This window comes from Paenibacillus camerounensis (genome assembly GCF_000723885.1).
In the GTDB taxonomy this organism is placed as follows: Bacteria; Bacillota; Bacilli; order Paenibacillales; family Paenibacillaceae; genus Paenibacillus_AQ; species Paenibacillus_AQ camerounensis.
Genome location: NZ_CCDG010000133.1, coordinates 1 through 1,628, shown reverse-complemented (window position 1 = coordinate 1,628; position 1,628 = coordinate 1). Strand labels below are relative to the sequence as shown.

At 52.3% G+C, this 1,628-nt stretch carries 1 protein-coding gene; it reads right to left on the bottom strand.

Going from position 1 to position 1,628, the window contains the following annotated elements:
* A partial coding sequence (locus BN3772_RS30190; protein WP_042204489.1) for a bifunctional metallophosphatase/5'-nucleotidase occupies window positions 1–1,628 on the bottom strand: 1,628 nt, incomplete at both ends.

Genomic DNA, 1,628 nt, shown 5'->3' with positions numbered 1-1,628 from the left:
CCTTCTGTAGCATTGTTTACTGTTCCAACCTGTGCCAGATAATCCGTAAACACCTCATAGTCCGGCAGATACAGCTCGTAATAACGTCCGTCTGCCTTAGCAGCTGCCAGGGAACGGTAGAAGTCGCCGCCGCCTGCCATGAAGGAATTGGTGGACAGGATGTAGTAAGCCTTAGGATCAATGGCAGTGTAGCTGCCGTCAGCCTGCTTGATCTCTACAGAGACGATCCGCTCACCGGCCTGTTCAACCACATTGGTTGTCGGGTTAATGATTTCCGCCTTTTTGGTGGAATCGTAGCTGTAACGCATGCCGGAGACTTGAGCGAAGCGGCCCTGGTCACTTTCCAGTCCGCTGACGCCGTTCTCCAGGGCAGCGATAATTTCCTGCCCGGTTACCTTCAGGGCAACCAGACTGTTGGAGAATGGCATTACCGTCAGCACTTCACCGAGGGTGATGTCGCCTTGATCAATACCGGCGCGGATACCGCCGCCGTTCTGAATGGCTACGTAGCCCTTAATCGCGGATTGCTCCGCTTCAGGAATCAGCTTGCTTACCAGTTCTTTGGCCTTGACGTTGATACCGTCGGCAATCAGGTTCCCGAGGTTGGTCTCTTCATTACGGACCACACGGGTCAGCTTGCCGTTGATCATCCGGTCGTAGACCAGCGGAACGTCGGTTTTGCCGACTACAGTCTGACGGATAGCCGCCAGCTCAGCGTCGTATTTAACGAGCATCGCTTTGGCAGTAGCATCCTCAGCATATTTTGTCGTATCGATCAGCTTGCCGTTATACGTTGTAATTACGCCATTGTCGTCGAAGTTGACATCAAGCTCGCCGAGGTACGTGCCGTATTCACCGGTCTGTACGATCAGGGTCGGCTCAGTGTCAGCGTTGAAGACAACCGGAGCATCCAGCTTGGTGTGGGTGTGTCCGCCGACGATAACGTCGATTCCGGCAACCTCAACAGCCAGCTTCTGGTCTACATTGTAGCCCAGGTGGGAGACAGCAATGATTTTGTTGATGCCCAGTGCCTGCAGAGCTTTGACTGTGTTCTCGGCGCTGGTCTTGTAATCCTTGAAGGCGATGTTGTCGCCCGGTGAGGAGAGACCGACAGTATCCTCAGTCGTCAGGCCGAAGATCCCGATTTTCTCACCGTATACTTCTTTAATAACAGATGGATAGATGTGGCCGTTCTCTACCGGAGTAGCAGAATCGGAACCGCCAACCTTGTCTACAAAAATATCCTTCAGCTCATTGTTCTTGGTAATATAGTCGATGTTTGAGCTGATGAACGGGAACTCTGCTTTGTCGATGAAGGCTCTGAGCGTCGGCAGTCCCTTATCGAACTCATGGTTCCCGAAGGTCATGGCATCGTAGCCGATGTAGTTCATGAACTCCAGATCGGCAAGTCCTTCGAACTTGGTGAAGTAGAGCGTGCCGGAGAATACATCGCCTGCATCAAGCAGGATAGAGTTGCCGGTACGTTCCTGTTTGATAGCCGTAACACGCTTAACGACTGTCTCCAGATGGCTGTGCGTGTCATTTGTATGCAGTACTCTTAGAGAGAAGTCCTTATCAGGAGCAGCACCCTTCAGATCCGTGATGCGGCCTTCTGTAGCATTGTTTAC